The organism is Bradyrhizobium sp. USDA 4472, from assembly GCF_054058595.1.
Window position 1 is genome coordinate 2,541,336 of record NZ_JBSSAM010000001.1, and the last position, 23,342, is coordinate 2,564,677.

General features: G+C 66.1%; 20 protein-coding genes and 1 pseudogene. 15 read left to right on the forward strand and 6 right to left on the reverse strand.

Features of this window, described 5'->3' with window-relative positions:
• Positions 1 to 101: 101 nt before the first annotated feature.
• Positions 102 to 2,003, reverse strand: a complete 1,902-nt coding sequence (gene dnaK / locus ACVWZ4_RS11590; protein ID WP_092232313.1) for a molecular chaperone DnaK — start codon at positions 2,001 to 2,003, stop codon at positions 102 to 104.
• 397 nt (positions 2,004 to 2,400) lie between these two features.
• On the opposite strand from dnaK, the gene ACVWZ4_RS11595 reads away from it, so the two are divergent.
• Together ACVWZ4_RS11595 and pncA are read left to right on the forward strand one after the other, a co-directional pair.
• Positions 2,401 to 3,339 (forward strand): hypothetical protein, encoded by a 939-nt coding sequence (locus tag ACVWZ4_RS11595; RefSeq protein WP_456736803.1) that lies wholly within the window; start codon positions 2,401 to 2,403, stop codon positions 3,337 to 3,339.
• 102 nt (positions 3,340 to 3,441) lie between these two features.
• Positions 3,442 to 4,164: a bifunctional nicotinamidase/pyrazinamidase gene (pncA, locus tag ACVWZ4_RS11600; protein ID WP_456700506.1), complete on the forward strand. Its 723-nt coding sequence runs from the start codon at positions 3,442 to 3,444 to the stop codon at positions 4,162 to 4,164.
• Positions 4,165 to 4,231: 67 nt separating this feature from the next.
• Here the strand turns inward: pncA and grpE are convergent, their stop codons facing one another.
• Together grpE and hrcA are read right to left on the reverse strand one after the other, a co-directional pair.
• Positions 4,232 to 4,837 (reverse strand): nucleotide exchange factor GrpE, encoded by a 606-nt coding sequence (grpE, locus tag ACVWZ4_RS11605; RefSeq protein ID WP_456700505.1) that lies wholly within the window; start codon positions 4,835 to 4,837, stop codon positions 4,232 to 4,234.
• A 69-nt stretch (positions 4,838 to 4,906) separates the two neighbouring features.
• The gene (gene hrcA, locus ACVWZ4_RS11610) at positions 4,907 to 6,025 is read right to left on the reverse strand and encodes a heat-inducible transcriptional repressor HrcA (protein WP_456736805.1); all 1,119 of its coding nucleotides are present in this window, start codon (positions 6,023 to 6,025) and stop codon (positions 4,907 to 4,909) included.
• A 167-nt stretch (positions 6,026 to 6,192) separates the two neighbouring features.
• On the opposite strand from hrcA, the gene rph reads away from it, so the two are divergent.
• From rph to hemW, 3 genes are read left to right on the forward strand one after another with little or no spacing between them, the layout of a single operon-like run.
• Positions 6,193 to 6,906, forward strand: a complete 714-nt coding sequence (gene rph, locus ACVWZ4_RS11615; RefSeq protein WP_092232324.1) for a ribonuclease PH — start codon at positions 6,193 to 6,195, stop codon at positions 6,904 to 6,906.
• 11 nt (positions 6,907 to 6,917) lie between these two features.
• Positions 6,918 to 7,553 (forward strand): RdgB/HAM1 family non-canonical purine NTP pyrophosphatase, encoded by a 636-nt coding sequence (gene rdgB / locus ACVWZ4_RS11620; protein WP_456736806.1) that lies wholly within the window; start codon positions 6,918 to 6,920, stop codon positions 7,551 to 7,553.
• The gene (gene hemW / locus ACVWZ4_RS11625; RefSeq protein ID WP_456736807.1) at positions 7,540 to 8,697 is read left to right on the forward strand and encodes a radical SAM family heme chaperone HemW; all 1,158 of its coding nucleotides are present in this window, start codon (positions 7,540 to 7,542) and stop codon (positions 8,695 to 8,697) included. Before rdgB ends, hemW begins: the two co-directional genes overlap by 14 nt.
• A 2-nt stretch (positions 8,698 to 8,699) precedes the next feature.
• Here hemW and ACVWZ4_RS11630 read toward each other — a convergent pair whose 3' ends face one another.
• Positions 8,700 to 9,935, reverse strand: coding sequence for a penicillin-binding protein activator (locus ACVWZ4_RS11630; RefSeq protein ID WP_456740324.1), 1,236 nt, complete (start codon positions 9,933 to 9,935; stop codon positions 8,700 to 8,702).
• A 328-nt stretch (positions 9,936 to 10,263) separates the two neighbouring features.
• On the opposite strand from ACVWZ4_RS11630, the gene rsmI reads away from it, so the two are divergent.
• From rsmI to ACVWZ4_RS11665, 7 genes are all read left to right on the forward strand, one after another.
• On the forward strand, positions 10,264 to 11,226 hold the full coding sequence (gene rsmI, locus ACVWZ4_RS11635) for a 16S rRNA (cytidine(1402)-2'-O)-methyltransferase (RefSeq protein ID WP_456740325.1): 963 nt from the start codon (positions 10,264 to 10,266) through the stop codon (positions 11,224 to 11,226).
• Positions 11,213 to 11,626, forward strand: coding sequence for a YraN family protein (locus ACVWZ4_RS11640; RefSeq protein ID WP_456740326.1), 414 nt, complete (start codon positions 11,213 to 11,215; stop codon positions 11,624 to 11,626). Before rsmI ends, ACVWZ4_RS11640 begins: the two co-directional genes overlap by 14 nt.
• Positions 11,627 to 11,636: 10 nt before the next feature.
• Positions 11,637 to 12,581 carry a glutathione synthase gene (gene gshB, locus ACVWZ4_RS11645; RefSeq protein WP_456700498.1) on the forward strand — a complete coding sequence of 315 codons (945 nt, stop codon included), beginning with the start codon at positions 11,637 to 11,639 and terminating at the stop codon, positions 12,579 to 12,581.
• A 366-nt stretch (positions 12,582 to 12,947) separates the two neighbouring features.
• Entirely contained in the window at positions 12,948 to 13,763 is an 816-nt protein-coding gene (cpaB, locus tag ACVWZ4_RS11650; protein ID WP_456700497.1) for a Flp pilus assembly protein CpaB, read from the forward strand.
• 10 nt (positions 13,764 to 13,773) lie between these two features.
• Positions 13,774 to 15,291: a type II and III secretion system protein family protein gene (locus ACVWZ4_RS11655; RefSeq protein WP_456705122.1), complete on the forward strand. Its 1,518-nt coding sequence runs from the start codon at positions 13,774 to 13,776 to the stop codon at positions 15,289 to 15,291.
• A 50-nt stretch (positions 15,292 to 15,341) separates the two neighbouring features.
• Positions 15,342 to 16,079 carry a CpaD family pilus assembly protein gene (locus ACVWZ4_RS11660; RefSeq protein WP_456740327.1) on the forward strand — a complete coding sequence of 246 codons (738 nt, stop codon included), beginning with the start codon at positions 15,342 to 15,344 and terminating at the stop codon, positions 16,077 to 16,079.
• Positions 16,076 to 17,365 (forward strand): AAA family ATPase, encoded by a 1,290-nt coding sequence (locus ACVWZ4_RS11665; RefSeq protein ID WP_456740328.1) that lies wholly within the window; start codon positions 16,076 to 16,078, stop codon positions 17,363 to 17,365. The genes ACVWZ4_RS11660 and ACVWZ4_RS11665 overlap by 4 nt, the downstream gene beginning before the upstream one ends.
• Positions 17,366 to 17,404: 39 nt before the next feature.
• Here the strand turns inward: ACVWZ4_RS11665 and ACVWZ4_RS11670 are convergent.
• Together ACVWZ4_RS11670 and ACVWZ4_RS11675 are read right to left on the reverse strand one after the other, a co-directional pair.
• Positions 17,405 to 18,182 (reverse strand): annotated as a pseudogene (locus ACVWZ4_RS11670) (tetratricopeptide repeat protein).
• Positions 18,183 to 18,264: 82 nt separating this feature from the next.
• Positions 18,265 to 18,510, reverse strand: coding sequence for a PilZ domain-containing protein (locus tag ACVWZ4_RS11675; RefSeq protein ID WP_092232357.1), 246 nt, complete (start codon positions 18,508 to 18,510; stop codon positions 18,265 to 18,267).
• Positions 18,511 to 18,724: 214 nt separating this feature from the next.
• Here ACVWZ4_RS11675 and ACVWZ4_RS11680 point away from each other — a divergent pair, with 214 nt between their 5' ends.
• From ACVWZ4_RS11680 to ACVWZ4_RS11690, 3 genes are all read left to right on the forward strand, one after another.
• The gene (locus tag ACVWZ4_RS11680; protein ID WP_456740330.1) at positions 18,725 to 20,263 is read left to right on the forward strand and encodes a YifB family Mg chelatase-like AAA ATPase; all 1,539 of its coding nucleotides are present in this window, start codon (positions 18,725 to 18,727) and stop codon (positions 20,261 to 20,263) included.
• A 97-nt stretch (positions 20,264 to 20,360) separates the two neighbouring features.
• The gene (locus tag ACVWZ4_RS11685; protein ID WP_456740331.1) at positions 20,361 to 20,828 is read left to right on the forward strand and encodes a hypothetical protein; all 468 of its coding nucleotides are present in this window, start codon (positions 20,361 to 20,363) and stop codon (positions 20,826 to 20,828) included.
• A gap of 120 nt (positions 20,829 to 20,948) precedes the next feature.
• Positions 20,949 to 23,174 (forward strand): ATP-binding protein, encoded by a 2,226-nt coding sequence (locus ACVWZ4_RS11690; RefSeq protein ID WP_456740332.1) that lies wholly within the window; start codon positions 20,949 to 20,951, stop codon positions 23,172 to 23,174.
• Positions 23,175 to 23,342 lie beyond the last annotated feature (168 nt).

The window sequence follows — 23,342 nt, forward strand, 5'->3', positions numbered from 1 at the left end:
GCGCATCGCCCGTCTGCCCCGACACGAAAGCCTCCCCCCTTAGGGGGGAGGCCGACGTAGCGTGTGGGGTCCAAGCCGTCCGCATCATACCCTCTCGGGCTTTAAGCGGACTTCTTGTTGTTCTTGTCGTCGTCGACTTCGGTGAATTCCGCGTCGACAACGTCGTCCTTCGCAGCGTCCTTGGCCGCATCGGCCTCAGCCTGCTGCTTGTACATGGCTTCGCCGAGCTTCATCGAGGCCTGCGCCAGCGTGTTGGTCTTGGCCTTGATCGCCTCGGCATCGCTGCCCTTCAGCGCTTCCTTAAGGTCGCTGACGGCGTCCTCGATGGCGCGGCGCTCGGTCTCGGCGACCTTCGAACCGTGCTCGGCCAGCGCCTTCTCGGTGGAGTGCACCAGCGCATCGGCATGGTTCTTGGCGTCGACCGCCTCGCGGCGCTGCTTGTCGGCCGCGGCATTGGCCTCGGCGTCCTTGACCATCTTGTCGATGTCGGCTTCCGAAAGGCCGCCGGAGGCCTGGATGCGGATCTGCTGCTCCTTGCCCGTGGCTTTGTCCTTGGCCGAGACGTTGACGATACCGTTGGCGTCGATGTCGAAGGTCACCTCGATCTGCGGCATGCCGCGCGGCGCCGGCGGGATGCCCATCAGGTCGAACTGGCCGAGCATCTTGTTGTCGGCCGCCATTTCACGCTCGCCCTGGAAGACGCGGATGGTGACCGCGTTCTGGTTGTCCTCGGCGGTCGAGAACACCTGGCTCTTCTTGGTCGGGATCGTGGTGTTGCGGTCGATGATGCGGGTGAACACGCCGCCCAGCGTCTCGATGCCCAGCGACAGCGGGGTCACGTCCAGCAGCAGCACGTCCTTGACGTCGCCCTGGAGCACGCCGGCCTGGATCGCGGCACCGATCGCCACCACTTCGTCCGGGTTGACGCCCTTGTGCGGCTCCTTGCCGAACAGCTGCTTCACGACCTCCTGGACCTTCGGCATGCGCGACATGCCGCCGACCAGCACGACTTCGCCGATCTCACCGGCGGTGACGCCGGCGTCCTTGAGCGCCTTGCGGCAGGGCTCGACGGTCTTCTGGACGAGGTCGTCCACCAGCGCCTCGAACTTGGCGCGGGTGAGCTTCATCGTCAGATGCTTCGGACCGGTCTGGTCCGCGGTGATGAAGGGCAGGTTGATCTCGGTCTGCGTCGTCGACGACAGCTCGATCTTGGCCTTTTCAGCGGCTTCCTTCAGGCGCTGCAACGCGAGCTTGTCGTTGCGCAGGTTGATGCCCTGCTCCTTCTGGAACTCGTCGGCGAGATAGCCGACCAGCCGCATGTCGAAATCTTCGCCGCCGAGGAAGGTGTCGCCGTTGGTCGACTTCACCTCGAACACGCCGTCGCCGATTTCGAGAATGGAGATATCGAACGTGCCGCCGCCGAGATCGTACACGGCGATCGTGCCGGCCTTGGTCTTGTCGAGGCCATAGGCCAGCGCGGCTGCGGTCGGCTCGTTGATGATGCGCAGCACCTCGAGGCCCGCGATCTTGCCGGCGTCCTTGGTCGCCTGGCGCTGGGCGTCGTTGAAGTAAGCGGGAACGGTGATGACCGCCTGGTCGACCTTCTGGCCGAGATGGGCTTCGGCGGTCTCCTTCATCTTCTGCAAGATGAACGCAGAGACCTGCGAGGGCGAGTAGGTCTGGCCGTCGGCCTCGACCCAGGCGTCGCCGTTCGAAGCCTTCACGATCTTGTACGGAACGAGCTTCTTGTCCTTCTCGACCATCGGGTCGTCGTAGCGGCGGCCGATGAGGCGCTTCACTGCGAAGAACGTACGCTCTGGATTGGTCACGGCCTGGCGCTTGGCGGGCTGGCCGACGAGGCGCTCACCGTCATCAGTCACGGCGACGATCGAAGGCGTCGTGCGCATGCCTTCGGAATTCTCGATAACTTTGGCGTTCTTGCCGTCCATCACGGCGACGCACGAATTCGTGGTGCCGAGGTCGATCCCAATGACCTTTCCCATGGTCCTGATATCCTTCTTTTTGCGGCAGGTTGGCTGGGCCCAGAAGGCACCCGAACCGAAACCCCCTAAGATCAAACATTCGCGATATTGCGATGGTTGAGGCTCATATAGGAGGGGGGGAGGAGCCCGCAAGGACCGAACGCAAGTTTGGACCGTGAAAACATTGGGTTTTGGAAGATCATATCCGGGCTTCACCGCCCTTGCGGGTGAGGATTTGTTAACAGGTTCAGTGCTCAGGCCGTCTCCGCTGCCGTGATCGGCCCGGCCCTGTTGCCGGCGCACCAAACCCGCTAAAAGGCGGACCGGCCGGACGGCCTCGTCACGGGGCCGCTTCGCGCGACAACGCGGCCAACGGCCGACCATCGTACGGCCTCAATATGAACCAATCAGAGTGCCCATGAAGCTGATCCGCCCCCTCGCCGCGCTCGCCCTTATCGTTGTCTCCGCGCTTCCGGCGCTTGCTGCCGACGCCGTGTATCCGCCGGGTCTGCGTCTCGGCATGGTGCCGCTGGTCGGGCTGAGCAAGGCCAAGACCTTCCCGGGCTTCGAGAACGAGGACGGCAGCGTCAAGGTGCTGGTCACCGAACTGCCGCCGGCGGCCTATAACGAGGTTGCAACGGCCTTCAACGCCAATCCGGGCGGCGTCAACGGCGTCAAGCCGGAGAAGATCGAGACATCGGCGGGCCTTGCCTATTTTACCACCGAGAGCGGCAAGGCCGGGGACACGCTGGTGAAGCGCTATTCGATGATCGTGCCGGGCACTGGCTTCTCCGGCTATGTCGCGGTGCAGGTCCCGGAGAACGCCTCGAAGATCTACACCGACGAGGCGGTGCGGCAGATGTTTGCGACCGCCACCCTGCGCAAGGAGGTGTCGGCTGACGAGCAGCTCGGGCTGATGCCGTTCAAGATCACCGATCTCGCCGGCTTCAAGGACATCCGCACGCTGGTGCCGGGCTCGAGCATCATCCTGGCCGACGGTGACGAGAGCGCGGGCTATGAATCGAAGCCGTTCATGATCCTCGGCCTGATCGGCGCCACTCCGCAAGCCGCCGACGACCGCGCCCGCTTCGCCCAGGAGGCCGCGCTCCAGATCCCCGGCCTGCGCGAGTCCCGCGTCACCATGTCCGAGCCGATCCGCATCAACAGCCAGCCCGGCTTTGAGACCCGGATCGACGGCGTCAGCGGCAAGGACAAGACCCCGGTCACGGTCGTGCAATGGATCCGGTTCGGCGGCGGCACCTCGCTGCGCATCATCGCCAGCGCTCCGCGCGACCAGTGGTCCGACGCCTTCACCCGCTTCCGCGCCGTCCGCGACGGCATCCAGCCGAAGGGGTAGCGCCCATCCCCTCACCAGGGCCGGCTGCATTTGCGGGCTTTCGTTTGTACACGAACGGAACTAGGCTTCCCTCCACCGGATCAACCTTGAGGGAGGCGGACGATGATTAATCGACGACAGATCTTGGCCGCGCTGGGGACCACCACACTCGCGAGCCTCGCGCCATCGGCACTTTTCGCAGCAGCCTCGATCAAGCCGGACGATGCATCCGCGCTGCTCGTGATCGATGTGCAGAACTGCTTCCTGCCGGGCGGCAGCCTCGCAGTGAAGGAAGGCGAGCAGGTCGTGCCTGTGATCAACAAGATGGCCAAAGCATTTTCGAACGTGGTGATGACGCAGGACTGGCACACGCCCGGCCACGTCTCGTTCGCGTCAGCGCATTCCGGCAAGAAGCCGTTCGAGACCATCGACCTGCCCTACGGCAAGCAGGTGCTGTGGCCCGACCATTGCGTGCAGGGCACCGATGGCGCCTCGCTGTCGAAAGACCTCTCGATCCCGCAGGCCGAGCTCATCATCCGCAAGGGCTTCCACAAGGATGTCGACAGCTATTCGGCCTTCGTCGAAGCCGACGGCAAGACAACGACGGGGCTCGCCGCCTATCTGAAGTCCCGCAAGATCAAGCGCGTCTTTGTCGCGGGCCTCGCCACGGACTTCTGCGTCGCCTGGACTGCGCTCGATGCGCGCAAGGCTGGTTTTGAAGTCTACGTCGTGGAAGACGCCTGCCGCGGCATCGACAATCAGGGCTCGCTCGCGAAGGCCTGGGCCGACATGGCCAAGGCCGGCGTGAAGCGGATTCAGTCCGCGGATATCGCGGTGAGCGCATAAAGCGCTCACCTCTGCCAGACCTTGAGGAAGAGGAGGAGACGCGCGCGAGCGCGCTCCTCGATATCGTTCAGTTCGCTTCGTTGCTGTTCGCCGCGGGCGCGGGCTTTGCGCCGCCCTTGGCGACGCCGACCAGCGCCGGACGCAGCACGCGCTCGCCGATGGTGTAGCCGGCCTGCATGACCTGCACGACGGTGCCCGCGGGCACCGATGCGTCAGGCACCTCGTACATCGCCTGATGGAAGTTCGGGTCGAACTTCTGGCCCTGCGGATCGAGCTTCTTCACGCCGTGCTTTTCCAGCGCATTGAGCAGCGAGCGCTCGGTGAGCTCGACGCCCTCGATCAGCGCGATCAGGCCGGGATCGGCCGCAGCACGCGCTTCGGACGGAACGGCATCGAGCGCGCGCTGGAGATTGTCGGCGATGTCGAGCACGTCGCGGGCAAAGCCGGTGATGCCGTAGAGCTTGGCGTCGGCGACCTCCTTGGCGGTGCGCTTGCGCAGGTTCTCCATCTCGGCCAGCGTCCGCAGCATGCGGTCGCGCGCCTCGGCAGCTTCCTTTTGCAACGTTTCGACCGAGCCGGGCTCGGGATCGTCGGGCATGATGTAGGGCTTTGACACCACGGGTTCGCCGGTCGGCGCGGCCGTGTCTTCGGGTTGCCGGGTGGGATCGGTCATCGGCTGCTTCTCGAACTCGTCTCAAGGGGAGGTTTGCTGGCCCGGATATCGTGCTTCGGACGCCGAAAATCAAGCGCCCGTGATCGGCTCAATGCCGGTCAGCCCGCCCAGCAGGCGGCTGACGATGCGGGCGGCATAGTCCACGGTCGGGATCACACGGGCATAGTTCAGCCGTGTGGGCCCGATGACGCCCAAAACGCCGACGATGTGGCCGGCGGCATCCCGATAGGGCGAGATGATGGTGGAGGAGCCGGACAGCGAAAACAGCTTGTTCTCGCTGCCGATGAAGATTCTGACGCCTTCGGCGGTTTCCGCGCGCCCCAACAGGTCGATCACGCCGCGCTTGGTCTCGAGATCCTCGAACAACAGCCTGACACGCTCGAGATCCTCGAGCGCGTGCAGATCTTCCAGCAGATTGGCGTGTCCGCGCACGATGAGCTGGCGGTCCTCGTTCTCGCCGCCCGACCAGCTCGCGATCCCGGCCGAGATCACCTTTTGCGTCAATTGATCGAGCTCGGCGCGGGCCTCGCCGAGCGCGGTTTCCAGCTCCAGCCGCGCCTCGGCGAGCGTCCGCCCGCGAATCCGCGCATTGAGGAAATTGCCGGCTTCCGTGATGGCCGAGGAGGGAACCCCCGGCGGCAGCGCCAGCACACGGTTTTCGACCTGGCCGTCCTCTCCGACCAGGATGACCAGCGCCTTCTCGGGTTCCAGCCGGACGAATTCGATGTGCTTGAGCCGCGCATTGGACTTCGGCGTCAACACCACCGCCGCGGCGCGCGTCAGGCCGGAGAGCCGGGTCAACGCCTGATCCAGCGCCGCCTCGACCGATTGGGCGTGGCCGACGGTGGCGAGCTGGCTCTGGATCGATTGCCGCTCGGACTCGTTGAGATCGCCGACCTGCATCAGGGCGTCGACGAAGAAGCGCAGGCCGAGTTCCGTCGGCAGCCGGCCGGCGGAGGTATGCGGAGCGTAGATCAGACCGAGCTGTTCCAGATCGGCCATGACGTTGCGCACGGAAGCCGGCGACAGCGGCATCGCGATCAGGCGCGAGATGTTGCGCGAGCCCACCGGCTCACCGGTCGCGAGGTAACTTTCGACGATTTGACGAAAGATGTCGCGGGAACGCTCGTTGAGCTGGGCGAGGCCTGCGCGCGGCGCGATCAGATGGATCGGATCGTGATGGGCCACAGACGTTAACTCCTGTCAGTTCCTCGTAATTTGTCCATCCCGGGCGCGTCTGACAAGCGTGGCGTTTGCGGGGCAGATATCAGGGGCGAAAAAGCCTTGCTGCCCACCCTCACCCCACCTACAAGCACCGCGAACAGCCTGACCTTGCGAGTTTTGGAGGATTTCCCATGCGGCCAAGCCGCCGTGCGCCCGACGAATTGCGCCCCGTGACGCTTGAGCGTGGCGTGGTCAAATATGCGGAAGGCTCCTGCCTCGTGAAATTCGGCGACACCCACGTGCTTGTGACCGCCACGCTGGAAGACCGCCTGCCGCCGTGGCTGAAGGGCCAGGGTCGCGGCTGGGTCACCGCCGAATACGGCATGCTGCCGCGTGCGACCTCGGAACGCACCCGCCGCGAGGCCTCGGCCGGCAAGCAGAGCGGCCGCACCGTCGAGATCCAGCGCCTGATCGGCCGCTCCCTGCGCACCATCGTCGATCTCGAAGCGCTCGGCGAGCGCCAGATCACCGTCGATTGCGACGTGCTCCAGGCCGACGGCGGCACCCGCACCGCCTCGATCACCGGGGCCTGGGTCGCGCTCGCCGACTGCATCAACTGGATGAAGTCGCGCAACATGATCAAGGCCAACGTGATGCGCGACAACGTCGCCGCAATCTCATGCGGCATCTACAAGGGCACGCCGGTGCTCGATCTCGACTATGCCGAGGACTCGGCAGCCGAAACCGACGCCAATTTCGTCATGACCGGTGACGGCCGCATCATCGAGGTGCAGGGCACTGCGGAACGCGAGCCGTTTACGCAGGACGAGTTCCTGGCGCTGATCGCATTGGCGCAAAAAGGCATCGCGCGTCTGGTGGACTTGCAGAAACTGGCTGTGGCGTAGTCAATAGCCCCATGCACCGCCGAATCACCGGAAAGCTCGTCATCGCGACCCACAATCCCGGCAAGCTCGCCGAGATGAAAGAGCTGCTCGCGCCTCACGGCATCGAGGTGGTGTCGGCCGGCGAACTCGGCCTTGGCGAGCCTGACGAGACCGGCAGCGATTTCCGCAGCAACGCCGCGATCAAGGCAATCGCGGCCGCGCAGGCGACCAAGCTACCGGCTTTTGCCGATGATTCCGGAATCGTCGTCGACGCGCTCGACGGCGCGCCCGGCATCTACAGCGCACGCTGGGCCGGTCCGTCCAAGGACTTTGCCGCCGCCATGGCGCAGATCGAGCGCCTGCTGCAGGAGCGCGGCGCCACCACGCCGGACAAGCGCAAAGCGCATTTCGTCTCGGCGCTCTGCGTCGCCTGGCCCGACGATCATCTCGAACAGGTCGAGGCGCGCGTCGACGGCACGCTGGTGTGGCCACCCCGCGGCACCGCCGGCTTCGGCTACGATCCGATGTTCCTGCCCGACGGATACGACCGCACCTTCGGTGAGATGACCAGCATCGAGAAGCATGGCCTGCCGCCGCTCGGCCTCGGCCTGTCGCACCGCGCCCGGGCCTTCGTGAAACTGGCGGAGATCTGCCTTGAGCCGCGCTGATAAAGATGCGTTCGGCGTCTACGTGCACTGGCCGTTCTGCCTGTCGAAGTGTCCCTATTGCGACTTCAACAGCCACGTCCGCCACGCCGCCATCGACGAGGCGCGTTTTGCGGCCGCCTTCGCGCGCGAGATCGAAACGACTGCGCAGCGCTCGCCCGGTCGCGAAGTCAGCTCGATCTTCCTCGGCGGAGGCACACCATCGCTCATGCAGCCCGCCACCGTCGGCGCGGTGCTCGATGCGATCGGCAAGCACTGGCGCGTTGCCAACGACGTCGAAGTGACGCTGGAAGCAAACCCGACCAGCGTCGAGGCCACGCGCTTCGCCGGCTATCGCGCTGCCGGTGTCAATCGGGTCTCGCTCGGCGTGCAGGCGCTCGACGATGCCTCGTTGAAAGCGCTCGGCCGCATGCACAGTGCGCGCGAGGCACTCGACGCCGTCGCCATCGCGCGCCGCTCGTTCGATCGCTATTCGTTCGACCTGATCTACGCCCGTCCCGACCAGACCCCGGCGATGTGGGCGGACGAGCTGCGCCTTGCGATCGATGAAGCGGCCGAGCATCTGTCGCTCTACCAATTGACGATCGAGGAAGGCACGCCGTTCTTCGGCCTGCACCAGGCGGGCAAATTGAAGACGCCGGACGAAGTGGTCGCGCGCGCGCTCTACGACGTGACGCAGGAGACCTGCGACAAGCTCGGCCTGCCCGCCTACGAGATCTCAAATCACGCGCGACGCGGCGCCGAGTGCCGGCACAATCTGGTGTACTGGCGCGGTGAGGAATATGCCGGCATCGGTCCCGGCGCCCATGGCCGCCTCGACATCGACGGCATCAGGCACGCCACCGCCACCGAGAAGCGTCCCGAAGCCTGGCTGATGCGGGTCGAGAGCAACGGCGATGGAATCGTCACCGACGATCTCCTCAACAGCGAGGAGCGGGCCGACGAATTCTTGCTGATGGGATTGCGCCTGGCCGAAGGCATCGACCCCGAGCGCTACAAGGCCTTGTCCGGCCGTCCGCTCGATCCCAGACGTATCGCGCTGCTCCGTGAGGAAGGCGCGATCACGGTCGATGCGGCGGGACGGTTGCGGGTGACGAGCAGCGGTTTTCCGGTGCTGGACGCCGTGGTCGCGGATCTCGCGGCGTAGGACTACGCCCCAAAACTCTTCGGCGAGCCCGCGACCGCGACACCGCCGCCCGTCGTCACCTTCATCACCGCAAGGCCGCGCTCATTGGTGCCATCCGCACGGAACCGGAACAGGCCATCGATGCCCGCGAAACCAGATGGATTCGTGAGCACGTCGGCCGAGAAGCGCGTCGTACCCTGCGTGCGCGCAAGCGCTGCGACAAGCGCGACGGCATCATAGGCGAGCGTCGCGGTGCGGATCGGCTCGGCGCCATATTTGGTGCGGTAGCGGCCGGAGAACGCGCGGAAGCCGGCCGGATCCGGCGCGGCATAGAGGCCGCCCTGCAGCGCCGGACTCGCATAGACGCGCGGGCTGTCCCACAGGCCGGTCCCGAGCAGCTGGATGTTGCGCAGATTCGCGCCCGCTGCAGTCATCGCGTCTGCGACCGAAACGACGGCATCGCCGTCATCGGCAATGAACAATGCGTCCGCGCTGCCGAGCTGCTGTGCCACGTTGCGCGCCGGCGTGGCTCGATCGGCGCCGTATCTTTCGAACGCGACGACACGCCCACCGCGCCTGGGCACCGCGGCCTTCACCGCGGCCTCGACGACATTGCCATAGGCATTGTCGGGCACGAGCACGGCAACAGCGCGTTTTCCGATGCCGGCGGAATATTCGATGATGCGGTTGACGTCGGACTCCGGCAGGAAGCTCAGGAGATAGACGCCGCGGCCGGCGATGCTGGAATCGGTGGAGAACGCCATCACCGAGATGCCGCGCGCGCGCGCGACCTGCGCCACCGCCGGCACCGACTGCGCGAACAGCGGCCCCAGGATGATCTCGGCACCTTCGTCGACCGCCTGCTGCGCGCCGGCTTGCGCGCCCTGCGGGCTGCCATTGTCGTCCTTGATCAGGAGCTGGATATTCGGGTTCTGAAACTCGGCCAGCGCCATCTCGGCGGCGTTGCGCATGGATTGCGCCGCAAGCCCGGCATTGCCCGCGGCCGAGAGCGGCAGGATCACCCCGACCTTCACGCCGCCGGTGCCCGCGGTCGTCGCCTGCTGTGGCGGACCGGCCGGCTGGGCCGGAGGCGGCGAGGAGCTGGAGAACGGGCTGGAAAACTGGCTGAGGCTCTGCTGCACGCCGGCGCAGGCCGAGAGCAAGGGCGTGCCGAGCAGCAGGCCAAGCGTACTCCGCCGGGTCGCCCCTGGCATCAGGGGCCCCTGAACGGGAGACTTCGGATCACGCGGGCCCACCATGGCAGCTTCTCTTCTGACCGGCCGCAGGCGGCCCGTCACTTCACTCTTGTCCGCAACACAAGCCGCGGATTCAGGCATGTTGTCTACAAATAGTTAACCAAAACAAAAGGATAATGACCGCTTAACGCGGCTGCCCTTCGTTCCGGCCAGCTGTTTGCCGTCCGTCACGCAGCATCAAGGCGCGGTTTCCGCCGCGAATATGGCGCTGACGCTTCATTCCCCCTCGAATGTGATGCCGGATGGATCACATTCCAGTCCCTCTCCCAATATGATCTTTTTCCGGGGACTGGTTCCCAGCCACCGGGATCATGCCTAAGTTCGATTCATTATGCGCGCAAAGCCGGCTCCGATAAATACGACTGAAGCTGCGGACACCGCCTCGCGCGGTTTCTCCATCGACGCCCATCGGCTGTCAGCTCCGAAGCCGGCGGCCGGCCTCTATCTGGTCGCGACCCCCATCGGCAATCTCGGCGACATCACCTTGCGGGCGCTCCAGACGCTGGCCGGGGTCGACGTCATCGCCTGCGAGGACACCCGCATCACGCGGCGCCTGACCGAGCGTTACGACATCTCTGCGCAGCTCAAGCCGTATCACGAGCATAATGCCGAGGCTGCGCGGCCGAAGATCCTGGAGGCACTCGCGGCAGGCGGCTCGGTCGCGCTGGTGTCGGACGCCGGGACGCCGCTGATCTCCGACCCCGGTTACAAGCTGGTGCGCGAGGTCTGTGCCGCCGGCCATGCGGTCTTTGCGCTGCCCGGCCCTTCGTCGGTGCTGGCGGCGCTGTCGGTTGCGGCGCTGCCGACCAACCGTTTTTTCTTCGAGGGCTTTCTACCCGCCAAATCGGCCGCGCGAAAATCGCGCCTGGCCGAGCTCGCGCGCATCGATGCCACGCTGGTGATGTTCCAATCCGGCAATCGCGTGCAGGACACGCTTGCCGAGCTCGCCGAGATCATGGGGACGCGCGAAGCCGCGATTTGCCGCGAGCTGACGAAATTGCACGAGGAGATTTCGCGGGCGACGCTGAGTGAGCTCGCGCGCGAAGCCGACGCGCTGGAGACGCGCGGCGAATTCGTGCTGGTGATCGCACCGCCCGCGGCCGACGCCGACGTGCTGACATCAGATGCACTGGACGATCTCCTGCGCGCGCAGCTCGCCACGAACAGCGTCAAGGACGCCGTCGCGCATGCCGTCGCGCTTTCTGGGCGGCCCCGCCGCGAGATCTATGCCCGCGCGCTCGAACTCGCCAAGAGTCCGCACGAGGATTTGCGGGGCGGCGATGGCGAAGACTAGGGGCGTCGCAGAACCCAAACCGGAGCCAAAGGTCGCCTCGCCCCAGCGTGTCGCCGCGTTCCGCACCGGCATCTCGGCCGAGAGCCGCGCCGCCGCCTTTCTCATGGCCAAGGGTTACCGCATCCTCGCCAAACGCTACCGCACGGCGCATGGCGAGATCGACCTCGTGGCGCGCCGCCGCAACCTGATCGCCTTCGTCGAGGTCAAGGCGCGCGCCAGCCTCGACGAGGCCGCCTATGCGGTCACGCCACGCCAGCAGCAGCGCATCATCGATGCCGCGCAGGGCTGGCTCGCAGCGCATCCCGAGCATGCGGAATTCGAGCTGCGATTCGACGCCATGCTGATTGCGCCGCGGTCACTTCCACGCCATGTGTTGGCGGCATTCGACGCCTCGACCTGAAAGGCAGCCCATGAAACTGAACGTCGCCGTCCAGATGGACCCCATCGCCCGCATCAACATCAAGGGCGATTCCACCTTCGCGCTGCTCCTGGAGGCGCAGAAGCGCGGCCACGGCCTGTCCTATTATACGCCCGACAAGCTCTCGATGGTCGGCGAGGAGATCGTCGCGCCGGTGCAACTGCTGACGGTGCGCGACGAGCCCGGCAATCATTTCACCCTCGGCGAGCCCAGGCGCGAAGCGCTCAACGGCTTCGACGTCGTCCTGCTGCGGCAGGATCCGCCGTTCGACCTCGCCTATATCACTTCGACGCATCTGCTCGAACGCATTCACCCAAAGACGCTGGTGGTCAACGATCCCGCCGCGGTGCGAAACGCGCCCGAAAAACTGTTCGTGATGAACTTTCCGCAGCTGATGCCGCCGACTTTGATCTCGCGCGACTTAGATGAGATCAACGCGTTCCGCGACAAATACGGTGCCGTGGTGATGAAGCCGCTGCACGGCCATGGCGGCGCCGCGGTGTTCCGGGTGATGCCGCAAGACATGAACTTCGGCTCGCTGTTCGACATGTTCTCGGTGACGTTCAAAGAGTCCTGGGTGATTCAGCAGTTCATTCCCGAGGTGAAGCTCGGCGACAAGCGCATCATCCTGGTCAATGGCGAGTTCGCAGGCGCCGTGAACCGCGTGCCGGCGGCCGACGATCTCCGCTCCAACATGGTGCGCGGCGGCGCCGCCAAGGAGACCGAGCTGACGCCGCGCGAACGCGAGATCTGCGCCACCGTCGGCCCGGCGCTGCGCGAGCGCGGCCTCCTGTTCGTCGGGATCGACGTCATCAACGGCAATCTCACCGAGATCAATGTGACGTCGCCGACCGGCATTCGCGCCATCGCACGCCTTGGCGGCCCCGACGTTGCGGCGAAAATCTGGGACGTGATCGAGCAGAAGCGGACGAGGTAGTTCCGCAATGATGGCGTTGGGGAGCCTCGTATCTCTCTCCACGTCGTCCCGGACGCGCGCAGTCTTCGCCGGGACGACACTGATGTTGATGCGCGCTGCTTCCATCTCGCGACGCACCTCCTTTACTAACCACCCATTCACCATGACGCTCCCGCGCCTCCTCCGAAGGTCGTAGTGCGCCTGCGTGAATCTACGGGGCCACTGACCGACCGGGATAACGCGGCATTCACCATCCGCCCAAAACCCGCACCGTCACAGGGCATCACACTCGGCCTCGCAACACCCCTTATACTTTTACTCCCTACTCATCGACGCGGGGGAACACGCCACGTGCGGTTCGAGTGCCCCGCGTGAGAGTAGAAGCGTATGAACACCGCACGCATTGTCGTTCTCGTCATCGCGCTGAGCGCCGGCGGCGTCGCTGCGTATCTGGCGAGCAGCTACGACAACAAGCCCGCGCCGGTCGCCCCGGTGGCCGAGAAGCTGCCGACGACCGAGGTGCTCGTCGCCAAATCCGACATCCAGCTCGGCCAGGCCGTGAAGGCCGAGGATCTGCAATGGCAGACCTGGCCGCAAGCGACCGCGAGCAGCGCCTTCGTCCGGCGCGACAGCAGGCCCAACGCACAAACCGAGATCGCCGGCTCGATCGCGCGCGTGCCGTTGATGCAGGGCGAGCCGATCCGCGAGCAGAAGCTGGTGAGGGCGGACGGCTCCGGCTTCATGGCCGCGATCCTGCCCTCGGGCATGCGGGCCGTATCCACCGAGATCTCGGCAGAGACCGCCGCCGGCGGCTTCATCCTGCCAAACGACCGCGTCGACGTCGTGCTGACGCGCCGCCTGAAGAACCCCGACACCAGCGGTGCGACCGGCGGCAATGACCTGATCCTGTCGGAGGTCGTCCTGTCCAATATCCGCGTGCTCGCGATCGACCAGGCGCCGAAGGAAAAGGACGGCCAGACCGCCGTGATCGGCAAGACCGTCACGCTGGAGCTGAAGCCCGAGCAGGTCGCCACGCTGTCGGCCTCGCGCCAGGGGGGAACTTTGACGCTCGCACTGCGCAGCATCGCCGATGCCAGCGCCACCGACGGCGCGCCCGAAGACCAGGCGCTCAAGCAGCGTCAGAGCGGCGTCAACGTGATCCGCTACGGCGTGCAGACGCGACAACTAACGTCACAGAAGTGATGGAGACATGATGAATTACGGGGATTATCGGATGGGCCTGCGCATTCGGGGGAAGCGCGCTGGCTCGTTCTGGGCAGGGGCGATGATGATGCTGGGGCTGGTCGCAGGCCCCGATCTCGTCCGTGCCGCGGATGCGCCGGTCGGAGACCAGGCGCCGATGCAGGCGCCGGACCTCGGCGTGGCGCCGGCCGCGACCGTCGCGCCCGCACGGACGCGTTCGCTGTCGCTTGGAATCGGCAAATCTGTGGTCATCGACCTGCCGCGCGAGGTCAAGGACGTGCTGGTGGCTGATCCCAAGATCGCCAATGCGGTGATCCGGTCGTCGCAGCGCGCCTACATCATCGGCGGACAGGTCGGCCAGACCAACGTGGTGTTCTTCAGCGCCGACGGCCAGCAGGTCGCCTCCTACGACATCGCGGTGAAGCGCGATCTCAACGGCATGCGGGCGGCGCTGCACCAGTCGCTGCCGGGGGTGCAGATCGAAGGCGTCGGCGACAGCGTGATGCTGACCGGTTCGGTGTCGAGCCCGGTCGAGGCCCAGCAGGCCGGCGACGTCGCCGCGAAGCTCGTCGGCGGCAGCGACAAGGTCGTCAACAACATCGTGGTCCGTGGCCGCGACCAGGTCATGCTGAAAGTCGTCGTCGGCGAAGTCCGCCGCGACATCGTCAAGCAATTGGGCGTCGACCTCAGCGCCAGCCTGAATGCCGGCACCGCGGTGGTGAACTTCAACAATTCCAACCCGTTCACTGCCAGCGGCGGACCGCTGGTCGGCAGCAACGGCCTCGGCGTCACAGGGCTTGCCAAGGGCGTCGCCACGGTCAACGCCACGATGCGCGCGATGGAGAGCGCGGGCGTGATGCGGACGCTGGCCGAGCCGAGCCTGACCGCGATCTCGGGTGAGTCAGCGACTTTCATCGCCGGTGGCGAATTCCCGATCCCCGGCGGCTACGCCTGCGATCCGGCCACGCATGTCTGCACCACCCAGATCACCTACAAGAAGTTCGGCATCTCCCTGAACTTCACGCCGGTGGTGCTCAGCGAGGGCCGCATCAGCCTGCGCGTGATGACCGAGGTTTCGGAGCTGTCGAGCCAGAACGCGATCACGGTGTCGCAGGCGCTGTCCGCGAATTCGACCAACTCGATCACCATTCCCTCGGTCCAGACCCGCCGCGCCGAGACCACGCTGGAAATTCCCTCCGGTGGTTCGATGGCAATGGCCGGCCTGATCCAGCAGCAGACCAAGCAGGCCGTCAACGGCCTGCCCGGCGTCGACCAGATCCCGATCCTCGGCGCGCTGTTCCGCAGCCAGGACTTCGTCAACAACGAGACCGAGCTGATGGTGATCGTGACCCCCTATGTGGTGCGCGCGGTCGCCCAGAAGGAATTGTCGCGGCCCGACGACGGGTTCGCACCCTCTTCGGATGCGCAGTCGGCGCTGCTCGGCCGCATGAACCGCCTCTACGGCATCGCGCGCCGCGTCGATCCGATCGACGGCATCAGCGGCGATTTCGGCTTCATCATCGACTGACACGAACGAACGGTTTGGGGACCGGGATAGCGGTAGGAGGGGACCAGGCGATGACGAAGACGACAGAAGATCGATTTCGCAAGCCGCGCATCGCGCTCGCGCTGACCGGGCTTTCCGTCATGCTGGGAGCCTGCAACACCACCGGCGACGTCGTCACCACGCAGACGGTGCCGACCGATTACCGCATGCGCCACCCGATCGCGGTGCAGGAAGGCACGCGCTCGATCGTGATCTTCGTCGGCAAGGCGAGAGGCGGTCTTTCGGCCCCGCAAGCCGCGGACGTGATGGGCATCGCCCGCGACTGGGTGCGCGAAGGCACCGGCTCCGTCGTCGTCGACGTGCCCATCGACACCGCGAATTCGCGCGCAGCAGCAGCGACTTATCACGAGATCCGTGCCGTGCTCGGCAGTGGCGGCGTGCCGTCGCGCGCCATCGTCCAGCATCCCTATCGCCCCGAAGATCCCGGCCTGTTGCCGACCATCCGGCTGAGCTATTCCAAGATCACTGCGGTCGCCGGCCCCTGCGGGCTGTGGCCCGAGGACATGGGACCGTCCATCGTCGATCCCGGCTACAACGAGAACAGGCCCTACTTCAATCTCGGCTGCGCCACCCAGCGCAATCTCGCCGCGATGATCGACAACCCCGCCGACCTCGAGCAGCCGCGCGCGGAGACGCCCGCTTACACCGCGCGGCGCGACATCGCCTTCGACCGCTACCGCAAGGGCAACGCGACCGCGACCACCTATCCCGAGGCCGACAAGGCCAAACTCAGCGATACAGGCAAATGACTGGGATTCACGACGACGAGGCGGACGATCCGCAGCGCCCCGACGAACACATTGCGCCGGTTCCCCGCATCTCGGTGCAGGCCTTTTGCGAGACCGAGCAGACGCTCGCCGCGATCACCGCGGCCGGGCAGGACCGCCGTCTCGCCAAGGCGCATCTCACCGCCAGGAGCGGCGGTCTGGCCGCAGCCATCGACGTCTATGACACGATGCCGACACCGAACGTCATCGTGATCGAATCCGACGGCACGCGTGACATTCTCGAAGGCCTCGACGACCTCGCCGGCGTCTGCGATCCCGGCACGCGCGTGGTCGTGATCGGCAATCCCAACGACACCGCGCCCTATCGCGAGCTGGTGCGTCGCGGCGTCAACGACTACGTGATCGGCCCGGTCCAGACCATCGACGTGGTGCGCTCGATCTGCAGCCTGTTCTCGGCTTCCGAGGCCATCATCACCGGCCGCATCATCGCGGTGGTCGGCGCCAAGGGTGGCGTCGGCGCGTCGACGGTCGCGCACAATGTGGCCTGGACCATCGCGCGCGATCTGGCGCTCGATTCCGTCGTGATCGATCTCGACCTCGCCTTCGGTACCGCCGGTCTCGACTACAACCAGGATCCGGCGCAGGGCATCGCCAACGCGGTGCTGTCGCAGGACCGGCCGGATACGGCGCTGATCGAGCGTCTGCTCGCCAAATGCACCGAGCGCCTCAGCCTCCTTGCCGCACCCGCCACCCTTGACCGCGTCTATGATTTCGGCGCCGAAGCGTTCGACGCGATCTTCGACACCTTGCGCATGACGACGCCATGCATCGTGCTCGACGTGCCGCACCAATGGTCGGCCTGGACCAAGCGCGCCCTGGTCAACGCCGACGACATCGTCATCGTGGCCGAGCCTGACCTCGCAAACCTGCGCAACACCAAGAACATGCTGACCGTGCTCAAGGCGGCGCGGCCGAACGACCGGCCCCCGCTCTATTGCATCAACCAGGTCGGCATGCACAAGCGGGCCGAGATCGACGTCAAATCCTTCGCCAAGACGATGGAGGGGCAGCCGCTCGCGGTGATCCCGTTCGATTCGAAGCTGTTCTCGACCGCTGCGAATAACGGCCAGATGATCGCGGAGGTCTCCAAGAGCCACCGCACCACCGAGCTGTTCCAGACCATGGCCAACCGGCTCGCCGGGCGCGGCGAGGTGAAGAAGCCGAAGCGTTCGCTGCTCGGACCGCTCCTGAAGAAGCTGAAGGGCAAGAGCGGACGCGCATCAGCGCCGCATCGCAAGGCGTCGTAAAGCACGGGAGCGTTTTCGAGCGAACAAAAGCGGCGGAGATCATTTCTCCGCGTGCTGCTGCTGCTTCTTCGACAGCAACTCACGCAGCGCCGTGACCTTTGCCGCGGCCTGGTCCGGCGGCAGATCGGCCTTCACGATGGTCTCGGCCTCCGTCTGCTTGCCCTCCAGCCCCAGCACCAGCGCGAGATTGGCCCGCACGCGGGGATTGGCCGGATCGCGCTGATAGGCGCGGCGCATGGTTTCCTCGGCGCGCGGCAGGTTGTTCTGGAGCATGTAGGACAGGCCGAGATTGGACAGCACCGACGGTTCGTCCGGCACGATCTTCAGCGCGCTTGCGTAATATTGCTGCGCTTCCTCGTTGCGGCCGAGCTGATCAAGCACGGCGCCCTGAGCCGACAGGATATGCCAGTCGGGATCTTCGGGCGTATGCGCGCGGCCCAGCACGTCAAACGCCTGCTGGAAATTGCCGTTGTCGGCGAGCGCGCGGCCGTAGCCGGCGAGCAGCGCCTTGTTGCTGGGATGGAGAAGGACGGCCTGCTCCATGACCGCCGCCGCCTGGGCCCGCTGGCCGGTCTCGCGCAGCGCCTTGCCGTAGTCGAGCGCAACGTTGGGATCGCCGGGATTGGCACGATAGCGCTCGCGCAGGGCGTTCATATCGGGCTTGGCGTCGGCCGTGGCGACAGGCTCGGACCGGCCGCCGAGCGCGCCGGTCACGTCCTCCAGGCCTGTGGTCTGGCAGCCACCGAGGGCGAGCACCGCGAGCGCGGGCAGCAGGAATCTCGCCGGGGAAAGAGGCAAGGGACGAACGCTTGGACATACTCTGATCACCGCGGCGGACTGATCAGAGATGCTTTGCCGATTAACCCTAAAGTCCGGTTAAGGACGCGCCCCTGTTGGGCTCAGTCGGTAAATTCCGCACCGAATTCGCAACCGATGCGCCAGCGCAGGCGGCACTGACGGGAATAATCCGGCGCGAAGATGATGGTGAATTGCGGCGGCACCTCGATGAATTCCGCCACGACCTTCACACCTCCGTCCGAGATGTCAGTGATCGTGCAGTCCCGTGGCAGCGAGCCGGCGCCAAAATGGATCTTGGCAAGCCTGGTGCACACCCGTCGTTCGCTTCTCCGGCGATTTGCAAGCATTTGAATTGTTCACCCGTTGGATCACGGCCCATCCCGCAGGCTCAGGAGTAGCGGACATTCGTTGGAATGTGCTGAGGAGAGCCGCTCGCATTCGAGGCGTAGTGTCTGGAGCCTGTTTACGACCGGTTAGGGATCGGCGCCGCCCGCCGTTCCCGTATTGTTCTTGCCAGGATCGTCGGGCTCTGCTACCCCAAGCTGTGCGAGGGGGCAGCGTATGGTCCAGCGGGTTTCGACAGTCGCCTTTGAAGGGATCGAGGCCCGCGCGGTCGACGTGCAGGTGCAGGTCGCGCCCGGCCTGCCCGCGTTCGCCATTGTCGGTCTTCCGGACAAGGCGGTGTCGGAGGCGCGCGAGCGGGTTCGCTCGGCGCTGATCGCCTCGGGGCTGGCGCTGCCGGCGCGACGGATCACCGTCAATCTCGCGCCTGCCGACGTCCCGAAGGAAGGCAGCCATTACGACCTGCCGATTGCACTGGGCCTGATGGCGGCGATCGGCGCGATCCCGCCGGATGCGCTGACCGGTTTCACCGTGCTTGGCGAGCTCGGCCTCGACGGGTCGATCGCGCCTGTGGCCGGTGTTCTGCCCGCTGCGATCGGGGCCAATGTGCGCGAGGAGGGCTTGATTTGTCCCGCGGCCTGCGGATCGGAGGCCGCGTGGGCGAGCCCTGACATCCAGATCGTCGCCGCACATTCGCTGATCCAGATCGCCAACCATTTCAAGGGCACCCAGGTGCTGTCGCGGCCGGTGCCGAAAGTGCATGAAGCGGCAACCTCGCCGCTCGATCTGCGCGACATCAAGGGCCAGGAGAGCGCCAAGCGGGCGCTGGAGATCGCAGCTGCCGGCGGGCATCATTTGCTGATGATCGGCGCGCCCGGTGCCGGCAAATCGATGCTCGCGGCGCGGCTGCCCTCGATCCTGCCGCCGCTGTCGCCGGGCGAGTTGCTCGAGGTCTCGATGATCGCCTCCGTCGCCGGCGAGATCGAAGGCGGCGCCCTGACGTCGCGGCGGCCGTTCCGCTCGCCGCATCATTCCGCCAGCATGGCGGCGCTGACCGGCGGCGGCGCGCGCGCAAGGCCCGGCGAGATCTCGCTGGCGCATCAGGGCGTGCTGTTCCTCGATGAGCTGCCCGAGTTCGATCCGCGCGTACTGGATTCGCTGCGCCAGCCGCTGGAGAACGGCGAAGTCTCGGTCTCGCGCGCCAATCACCGCGTCACCTACCCTGCCCGCTTCATGCTGGTCGCGGCGATGAATCCCTGCCGCTGCGGCAATGCGTTCGAGCCGGGCTATGCCTGCAAGCGCGGCCGCGTCGATCGCTGCACCGGCGATTACCAGGCCCGCATCTCCGGCCCGCTGATGGATCGGATCGATCTGCGCATCGAGGTCCCGGCCGTCACCGCCGCCGATCTGATCCTGCCGCCGCCGGCGGAAGGCTCCGCCGAGGTCGCGGCGCGCGTGGCGGCGGCGCGCGACATCCAGCGCGCACGCTATGCCGAAGCCGGCCTGCCCAAGGTGCGCACCAATGCCGAGGCACCGGCCGCGGTGCTCGAAGACATCGCCAAACCGGACGCCCAGGGTCAAAAGCTGCTGCGCGATGCTGCCGATACCATGCGGCTGTCGGCGCGCGGCTATCACCGCGTGCTGCGGGTGGCGCGCACGCTCGCCGATCTCGACAACGCTGACAAGATCGGCCGGCTGCATCTGGCCGAGGCGCTGTCCTACCGCGCACTCGCGGAGGATGTGCGCCAGCCGGCGTGATCATCCCGCGCGTCAACCCGGCGGTAACGAGTTTCCTTTACGATCTGCAAACCACGAGGCCCAAACGTTCCTGTAAGGGCCCGGCGAGTAGCGTGTCATGTTGCGTTTCAAGATCCTGGCCTCGGTGGTTCCCCTGTTGGCGGCTGCGGTATTCGCCCGCAACGAGATCGGATCGATCTCGCACCCTTGCGTCGCCGTCGGCGATACCTCCGTCGAGTTCACCTCCTTGTTCTGGACCGCCGGCGTCCAGATCGCCTTCACCGACGATCCCGCGCAGGCGACGGTGCGGGTGCAGATCACCGACGACGCCGACGCGGCCGACTTTGCCGTCGTCGACGATGGCGAAAGCGATGAGCCCGGCGCCTGCCAGGGCAATCCGTCCACGCAGCTGGTCGCCATAGCAGGGCAAGGCGGCGGCAACCGCCCGACGATCTATCTCGGCAGCGAAGGCCCGGCCGATTACCGCATCTATGTGCGCTCGAAGACGTTCTCGCAGAGGGAAGCCGCAGCCTTGATCGTCGGGGCCCGCGGCGGCCACCACCATCTCCAGGCCGCTTCGCTCTAAGAGACGTTAACACCTCGTCAACCCTGTTTCGAGGCGACCCCAAAGCCTCAAGCTGTTCGCAAGGTGGTCAAGACATCGTCGCGCATGGCGGTGGCGGGTTTCGGACAAGGGTCGGTGGCGATGGGTCGGACGTTCCGGATCAAGGTGCACATGCGCCGCTTCAGGCGACAGCATCCGCGCATCGCCTTCGCGATCCGCTCCTTCATGATCTTCTCGGCGACGTTCGGCGGTGCCTACGGCTTCGTCACCGGCAGCCGCTCGGAGAATTCCGGCTACGATCCCAATACTTTCGCGATCGGTGCGAGCTTCCTGTTCGCACTGGCCTGCCTTGGCCTTGCCACGCTCAGCATGCGGCTGCGCTTCGTCAACAAGCGCATGCGCAAGCTCGCGGCCCATAACGAGGCACTGATCGACCGAAATTGGGAGCTGAAGGAAGCCGAAGAACGCGCGCGCAGCCTGTTCGAGCAGCAGGGCGATCTCATCGTGCTGCGCGACGATCAGGGCCGCATCACCTTCGCCAACGACGCCTATTGCGCGCTGACCGGACAGGCGCGCAGCGCGCTGGTGGGCACGCGGTTCGACTTCGACGTGCTGGAGCAGGGCGACAGCGCGCGCGAGAGCAACGGCACGCGCATCCATGACCAGAGGATCTCGACCCCGCTCGGCGCCCGCTGGATCGCCTGGCGCGAAGGCTTTGTGCGTCTCGATGCCGGCCAGCCCGCCGAATTGCAGAGCGTCGGCCGCGACGTCACCGATCGCACCGAGACCGAACGCGCGCTGGCCGACGCCCGCGACCAGGCCGACGCCGCCAACCGTGCCAAATCGCGCTTCCTCGCAATGGCCTCGCACGAGATCCGCACACCTCTCAACGGCATCATCGGCATGGGCGGCCTCTTGCTCGACACCAATCTGACGCCGGAGCAGGCGACTTACGCCCGCGCCGTGAAGACATCAGGCGAAGCGCTGATGGCGCTGATCGAGGAGCTGCTCGACTATTCCAAGATCGAAGCCGGCAAGCTCGATCTCGAGCAGCGCCCGTTTGCGCTTTCGACCCTGATCGAAGAGGTCACCGAATTGCTGGCGCCGCGCGCGCAGGCGAAGAACCTCGAGATCGCGGCTTACGTCGACGAGCGACTGCCGCTCGAGGTCACCGGCGATGCCGCACGGCTGCGCCAGGTGCTGCTCAACCTCGCCGGCAATGCGATCAAGTTCACCGCATCAGGCGGCGTCGCACTGATCGTCGAGCCAGGCATCCGGCCGAACGAGATCAGCCTCCTGGTCCGCGACACCGGCATCGGGATCGCGCCGGAAGCGCAGTCGCGTATCTTCCGCGAGTTCGAACAGGCCGACGACCGCGTCTCCCGCACCTATGGCGGCACCGGGTTGGGCCTTGCCATCAGCGAGCGCATCGTCAAGCGCATGGGCGGCCGCATCACCCTGGAGAGCGAACCCGGCAAGGGCTCGACCTTCGAGGTCGCGGTTCCACTCGCGCCCTCGCAAGCCGACGCCGGACGGACCGCGTTTCGGAACCCGGACCTCACCGGCAAGTCGATCCTGCTGGTGGCCGACGGCATCGAGGCGTCGCTGATCGCGCGGCGGCTGGAACGCTGGGGCGGCCAGACCTGCCTGGTGACGGATGCGGCGGTGGCCGAAGCGCTGCTGCCGGAGCGCTCGTGGCATGCTGTACTGGTTGACCGCGCGCTCGGCCCTGATGTGGCCGATCGCCTCGGCGAGGCCGCCCGCGCCCATGCGGCGCAGCGGCTGGTGCTGCTGACGCCGAGCTCGCGCCACGACAAGCTCTCGCCTGATTTCACCGGCTTCCTGGTGAAGCCGCTGCGTGCAGCCTCGCTCGCCGCACGTCTCGCGCTGACACCGGACGTCGCCTCGCCCGACCTCGCGCCGGAGCCGGTCGAGCCGGCGCCTGGCAGAATGCCGGCTGGCGGCCTGTCGATCCTGGTCGCCGAGGACAACGAGATCAATGCGATGCTGATGCGGTCGCTGCTGACCAAGCTCGGTCACCGTGTCGCCATCGCGGTTCATGGCGAGGCCGCCCTGGAATCCTGGCTGGCGGCCAACTCTGCCGGCAGCCCCTATGATCTGGTCTTGATGGACATCCAGATGCCGCAGCTCGACGGCATCGAGGCAACCAAGCGCATCCGCGCGCACGAGGCTGCGACCGGCCGCCACCACACACCGGTCCTCGCCCTCACCGCGAACACGCTGGCGGAAGATCGCTCCGCCTGCTTCGAGGCGGGCATGAACGGATTTCTGATCAAGCCGCTCGATCGCGAGAAGCTGAACGAGGCGCTGGCCGGGCTGGCTCGGACGCGGCAGTTGGCGGTGTAGCTGGGATCGACAGTGCCACTAAAGCGCGATGAGATCGGGTCGAATCGTCATCGCGCTTCAGCTCCTTGTTTGAGCACGATCTTTTCGGAAAACCGCTTCACACTTTTCCGGATCATGCTCTAGGCTAAGCGGCAAGAAACCGCGGTGCCGAAAGCCTGTCAGGCGACG